Origin of the sequence: Paraburkholderia sediminicola (assembly GCF_046026895.1) — a bacterium.
GTDB classification, from domain to species: Bacteria; Pseudomonadota; Gammaproteobacteria; order Burkholderiales; family Burkholderiaceae; genus Paraburkholderia; species Paraburkholderia sediminicola_C.
This window is the reverse complement of record NZ_JAQQEU010000085.1, coordinates 22,658-29,020: the sequence shown is the minus strand read 5'-3', so window position 1 is coordinate 29,020 and position 6,363 is coordinate 22,658. Positions and strand designations below refer to the sequence as shown.

Annotated in this window: 3 protein-coding genes and 4 pseudogenes; 1 reads left to right on the top strand and 6 read right to left on the bottom strand. The window is 57.8% G+C overall.

Annotated features, from left to right (window positions below):
- From PQR02_RS34325 to PQR02_RS34305, 5 genes and pseudogenes are all read right to left on the bottom strand, one after another.
- Window positions 1–2,495: autotransporter-associated beta strand repeat-containing protein (locus PQR02_RS34325; RefSeq protein WP_408242190.1), on the bottom strand; the 2,495-nt coding region annotated here is incomplete at its 3' end.
- Window positions 2,496–2,537: 42 nt separating this feature from the next.
- A pseudogene (locus PQR02_RS34320) lies at window positions 2,538–2,960 on the bottom strand (DDE-type integrase/transposase/recombinase); the annotation flags it as partial.
- Between the two features lie 39 nt (window positions 2,961–2,999).
- Window positions 3,000–3,995 carry a transposase gene (locus tag PQR02_RS34315; RefSeq protein ID WP_408242188.1) on the bottom strand — a complete coding sequence of 332 codons (996 nt, stop codon included), beginning with the start codon at window positions 3,993–3,995 and terminating at the stop codon, window positions 3,000–3,002.
- Window positions 3,996–4,653: 658 nt separating this feature from the next.
- Window positions 4,654–4,952 (bottom strand): annotated as a pseudogene (locus PQR02_RS34310) (transposase); the annotation flags it as partial.
- Window positions 4,936–5,241, bottom strand: coding sequence for a hypothetical protein (locus PQR02_RS34305; RefSeq protein WP_408242186.1), 306 nt, complete (start codon window positions 5,239–5,241; stop codon window positions 4,936–4,938). The pseudogene PQR02_RS34310 and the gene PQR02_RS34305, both read right to left, overlap by 17 nt.
- A 32-nt stretch (window positions 5,242–5,273) precedes the next feature.
- Between PQR02_RS34305 and PQR02_RS34300 the strand changes: the two are divergent.
- Window positions 5,274–6,045, top strand: a pseudogene (locus PQR02_RS34300) (IS110 family RNA-guided transposase); the annotation flags it as partial.
- On the opposite strand, the pseudogene PQR02_RS41060 reads toward PQR02_RS34300, so the two are convergent.
- A pseudogene (locus PQR02_RS41060) lies at window positions 6,039–6,359 on the bottom strand (DDE-type integrase/transposase/recombinase); the annotation flags it as partial. The pseudogenes PQR02_RS34300 and PQR02_RS41060 sit on opposite strands and share 7 nt — an antisense overlap.
- Window positions 6,360–6,363 lie beyond the last annotated feature (4 nt).

Genomic DNA, 6,363 nt, shown 5'->3' with positions numbered 1-6,363 from the left:
CTGTAGTCCACCGCGTTGAACGCGCCGCTCTGGCTGAACTGCAGCGTGCCGGTATTGACGGAGACTGCGCCTTCGCCCGAACCCGCCGCGCTCAGGGTCGCGACACCAGCCCCGCTCTTGGTCAGACTGTCGGTACCCGACAAGGTGTTGGCCAGTGTACTGTTGCTAGCAAAGTTCAGCTGCAGGGCAGCGCTGTTGCTGATCACGCCGGTGCCCAAGACGCTACCGTCCGTGGCCACCACGGTGCCACTACCGAGGGTCGAGCCGCCGCTGTACGTACTGGTGCCGGAGAGCACCAGCGTCCCAGCGCCGGTCCTGTTCAGAACCCCGGGGGAGGTACCGTCGCTGATGTTGCCGGTCCACGTGGTGGTCAGGCCGGTATTGACGTTGAAGGTGGGACTGCCGCTGAGGGTGACCGCGTTGTTTACTGTATAGCTGCCGAGGAAGTCCAGGGTGGTGCCCGCGGCCATTGCCAGGATTCCGGTACCCAGCGCGCTGGCGTTGCCCATTGTCAGCGTGCCTGCCGCGAGCACCGTGCCGCCGCTATAAGTGTTGTTGGCGGCCAGAGTAAGGTTGCCGGTGCCCGTAGATGTTAACGAGCCCACCCCGTCGATGAGACCGTTGAAGCTGTCGTTGTTCCCAGCGTTGTCAATGGTCCCTGTCGTGTTCAAGGTGATCGGACGAGTGACGTTGGTGAGGCCAACCGTCGTTCGCAACGTACCGCCGTTGAACGTCAATCGGGTAGCGGCCCCGCCCAGGTTGTTGTTATTGGAAACCGCAAGTATGCCGTTATTGAGGAACGACCCGCCGGTGTAGGTGTTGGCACCACTGAGCGTAAGTGTTCCCGTACCCGATTGCGCGAGCGTACCGGAGCCGCTCACCACGCCACCGTAGGTGACATTGTCGCTGTGATTGAAGATCAGGGCGGCGTTATCCGTGATATTACCGGTGATGCTGCCTCCGGTGCCCGCACCGCCATCACCCACCTGGAGTGTTCCACCCGCAATGGTGACGAGGTTAGGGAAGGCGACCGGGCCAGTCAATGTCGTCACACCAGCACCGACCTTGAACTGGCCGCTGTTGGTGGTGAAGCTCGCGCCGGTATTCAGAGCTATCGTGTTGCTAAACGGGCCCTCCATGTCGATGGCTAATCCGTTGGCCGCTGATGGTGTGATGGGGCGTGCCACCTGCAGGCTTACAGGACCGGTCGCCGTGCTGGGGTTGACGACGTTGCCGGTCAGCGTTCCGGTGTTATCCAGGATGAGTGTGCCCCCGGCCAGACTCCAGGTCAGGTTGGCCAGATTGGTATTGCTACCGGTCAGCGTCCATGTATCGCCTTCTATCTTCTGGAACGTGCTGAAACTTCGGTATTGCTGAGTATTTGTTCCGCCTATCAGCGATAGGTTGAAGGTGCCCGATCCGCTGCCGCCTCCCAGTGCCAAAGTGTTCGTCCCACCATTGGCCTGGACGATACCGTTGATAACCGATGTCGGTTCGAGAATCAGTAGGTCATTGACACCCGAAAGACTCATCGCGGTGTTTGTGGCGGGACTTGCCACGGAGATCGTGCCGGCGTTCCGCAGCGTGGTCGAACCGCCGGAGTTGATCGTGGAATTCGTAGACGATGTAGTGATTGTAGCGCCCGCCTCATTTGTGATGCTGAGGCTGGTAATCGAGGGTTCATAGATGGCGTAATTGCCCAGCGATTGGATGGTGCCGCCCGTCTGGTTGACGACTGTGGTGGTGCCTGCCCCGTCGTTCCAGATGGCGGGCCCGGCGTTGGCTGAGATCATCCCGCTGTTGGTCACGGTGATGATCATGCCGTCACCTAAACTCGCGATGGCGGGCAAGTTGGAAGTGGTGTTGTTTTGGATGGTGCCCGTGTTGTTGACGATGAGGGTGCCCGATGTCCTGCGGCTGATCAAACCCCAAGCAATCGTGCTGGCAACCGTCATGGAACCGTTGTTATTGACCGTCCAGGTGGGGTTGCTAGCGCCAGTGCCGCTAACGGAAACAGGTTGAGGGTTTCCTGCTATACCGGAGTTCGCCACAAAGGAGCCTCCCTGGTCGATGCCCAGGACGGTATTGTTGGCGTTGAAGTTGATCCAGCCCGTGAAAGTGCCGCCGCTGAGTATGCTGACTGTGCTGCCGTCCGTGCTCACCGTGCACCCGCCTGTGGTCGGCGTACTGATGGTTCCACCTCCAGTCGTGCATTGGCCGAATGCATTTCCAGAAAACCCTAACCACCCTACAGCAAGCAAAGCCGCCACCAGCTTCGATAGTTTCCACCGGGCGGCGTTATCGTGGGCTGTGCCGTCACGATGTTCTCCTATGACGGAAAGGCGGATGCACAGACACTCTGGTTCACCCGCAATCTTCTTTCCCCGGAAATCGACCCCTCCTGAGGCTTTCTTTCCAGCGCCCTTCACGAGTTCGCTCGCCACCACCCAAACTCTGCGAGCGTCATTCCAGACGATGCGATAAATGGTGTTCATGCCATGCCCCCATCCAGGTTCTGTCGCGATAAGGAAGGCGAGTCAAACAGATGTCGATATGATGAGAACTACTAATGCGGGCAACGAGTAGAGCTGCTGGGCGGCAGTTTTCTTGATGTCGCCGTCTTCAGAAGATCCTGTGGATGAACTCGATGCCGCCCAGAATGATGCGTGCAGGACCAAATCTTGAAGCCCAGCATCGGGTCGGGTTCCACGCTTCATGGTGCGGTGGTCCTGCTCGATGACGTTGTTCAGGTACTTCTTCTGGTGGATCCTGATCGGCGTCTGACGCTCAGCGTTGAGCACCTGCAATGCCGCCAGATCTGATCCGCTTTAATCAATTGGCACGGTCTCCTGTTCGCCGTTCCGGGCGATCGCCTTTTCGAAGTAGCGCCGCGCCGCAACCTTGTCACGATGGGCTCGCAGCAGGAAATCGATCGTGTTGCCAGCCTTGTCCACAACTTGGCCTTGTTCGTAAGGGTAGGCCGTATATAGTTTGCATAACTATGCAATCTTGACAGAAGTTAGTATTCCGAAGCTGTTCCACAGGTTCCCGAGGTTGGCGATTATCACGCCCTCGCGTGGCTGTGAGTCGGGTTTGCGTGTCAGCAGACGTGAACCGATACATCGCTTGATACGCGAGATTTGCGCCTCGACCCGAGAACGCAACCCATAGCCATATTTTTTGTTAAACGCATACACGCTTCCTTTTTTGTTGATATACCCCACGACGCGATCATGCCATCGGGTATGGCTTTCGCCATGAATCACCGCATGCGCTGGCGGCGGAATCACCGGTAATACGCCGCACGCTGACCAGGTTTCAGTCTTCTCGATGCTGTAGTACGCCCCGTCAGCGATGACCCGATCCACCGGGCAGTCCACGGCCAGCACCGCGTCCATGGCTTCGGTATCGGACACCGCCGTTTCCGTGACGCTAACCGCGTGAACGTTCATGTCGGGGTCGATCGACAGGTTCACCTTGCGCCACGGCGTATGCGCCGCTTTTCGGCCGTATTTCTGTTCGTGCCATTCACTCGCCGGCCCAACTGCATGCCCGTGCTCTGGACGATCAGACTCACGGCTTCGCCATTGGCCAGATTGCGACGAAGCCGCCCACAAACGTTGCCTGATAATGATTTTCAGCGCAGCTTCGGTCACACGATGACCGAAGCTTGGCACGGCAATGTCGAGCCCGCGGATTGCCCAGAACTCTTCCATCTGACCCGTGATCGGGCGCGTGCCCCAGCCGAACAGCCAGTAGAACGTATAGATCAACTCGATGTAGGCGTCCGTGTAGGTCGCTTCGCGACCAGACACGCCCTTCACATACGGCTGGGCGTTGATGAACAGCGCTTTCAGGTCGCCATCCGGACAATACGGGCTGAGCTGGCCGCGTTTCTTCAGGCTCTGGCTGTACTCGCGTGCGTTCGTTACCCGGTAGCCCGGCTTCTTGCGCTTGCGCGGCTCGCCCGTCTTCAGTCTGGCGTTGTACGGCATTTCGTCAGGTTCAGCATTCGTTTCAGTTTGACCGCTGTAGCAAACTACCTCCGGCTCGCAATACCTACCCTTCCGAACAAAACCCAACAAAGATTAGTTAACAACAGAACGGAACACTATTTGCGCGTCCACCCTGGCTCGTGCGATATCACCCGGATGTCCATCTGGACCATTCAGCCAGAACACCTTGAAGCAAGGTCGAAAAACCTGACGAACATTGGAGTTACCGACCCTGCCCGTGCGCCATACCTATTTCGCCGAAACGACGTACGTTTTCGCAGAGCGACAACAGCCCAATCAAACTTGGCTACGGTCACGACATTGCGCAGCAAACGATAAACCAGATAGCCATATCCCGGCACGCCAAGCCCATGACCCGGCGACCAACTGTGTGTCGAACACGCCGTGAGCAGATCCGACGACTCATTAGCTCTTCGACAGCATCATATCCAGACTTTCGGAGGGTATCGTGAACTATTGAAACATCGCGGACTCAGTTGAGCGCCACGTCGGCAATGGCGCCGACGCTCTCGCGGATAATGATTGGCGGCTACTTCCCGAACCGTTGGAGTCGCTCCCGACAGTCTTCGCGTGAGAACTGGATATAGTAGCGAACGCGGTCAATTCACGAGATAACGTCAAGCCTGGGTGGGCGGATTCAACCGGCGGATGCAATAGTATGCTGGAATCGTTCGCGGGCGTTTCGTAGTTGAGTGTCTTTCGCGGACGCTCATTCAATCGTCTTGCCACAGCGTTAAGTTTGGCCTGTAAATACACTGACAGGTCGGTGCCCTTCGGGAAATACTGTCTTAACAGTCCATTCGTATTTTCGTTCGAGCCGCGCTGCCATGGATGCTGGGGGTGGTAAGTAGGCCCGAGGGGTTTCACCTCAAGCCTCTCGCAGAACCGTACGTGAGACTCTCGCCTCATACGGCTACCGTCAGCCAACCGTTGCCCCAGCGACGCGCCAGTGAACGAACAACCGTGGGTAGACAGCCGCCATCTTGCGTAGCCATTCAGCGCTACGCCGCTTTTGTCGCGACAGTGTCTTGTACGGCTGTGGTGCAAATTGCGGGCGCAAGCGAAAAAACGGTGTATTCACCATTGCATCATCGTGCAGAAAGGACTGACTTCCAAACAGCGGGCGCAGTGAATGAAATGAACGGCCCCCGCCCATCGCGATGGCAAGCAGCGGGTAGATTTCTTGCAATCCGACGACATCGAAATTTGAAAACTGGAAGATCATAAGGATCTTCTCAGGCGACTACGGGGGCCATCATGCAACATAAGGTCGTAGGTGTCGATATTGCGAAGAGCGTGATGCAGGTCCATTGGGTCGACGCGGGCAGCGGCGAGATCGTGAACAAACCCATCAAGAGAGCGTTATTTCTCGAGTACTTTGCCAATCGCCCCCCCGTGTCTGGTCGGCATGGAGTCCTGTGGTGGCTCACAGCATTGGGCGAGGCGGTTGATCGAAATGGGGCATCAGGTCAAACTGATGCCGGCGAAGTTCGTCAAGGCGTTCGTGACGGGCAACAAGAACGATTCGGCCGACGCACCGGCGATCTGGATGGCCACGCAGATGCCCAGCAAGGAAGTGGCGGTGAAGACGGAAACGCAGCAGGCCGTTCTGGCGCTGCACCGGATGCGGCAACAACTTGTGAAGTTTCGCACTATGCAGATCAACAGCCTGAGGGGCCTGCTGACCGAATACGGTGAAGTGATGGGAACAGGTCGTGCCGCGCTGGACAGGACTACCGCGGGCGTGTTGGAGAGACTGTCCGGGCGCCTGCCGATGGTACTCATTGATACGCTTCGCGAACAGTGGAATGGGCTGGTGACACTGGACCAGCAGATTGCCCAGATCGAGAGACGGTTGCATGAATGGATGAAGCAGGACCATGCGACCAAGGCTATCGCGATGGTTCCCGGCGTGGGCCTTTTAACTGCAACAGCAGCCGTGGCGACAATGGGACATGCGAAGTCGTTCAAATCTGGCCGTGAGTTCGCAGCATGGATTGGTCTCGTACCTGGACAAAACGGTTCTGGCACCGCGCGGTGAGACGCAGCGTAACCGTCCAGCGTGATTATCTTCGGAGCGAGCCCTTGACTCCTGATCGCTTGCGCGAAGAAAGCCTTGGCCGCAGCGACATCGCGCCTGGCGCTGAGCCGGAAGTCGACTGTCTTTCCCGCGCGGTCAACTGCACGGTAAAGATAGACCCATTTGCCAGGGACTTTCACATACGTTTCGTCAACTCTCCATGAACGACCAGCGGATTTTGCAAACCGGTCCCAGCGCTTGAGGAACTCCGGCGCGAAGCGTTTGACCCAGCGCATGATCCTAGTGTGCGCGAGCGACACGCGTGAA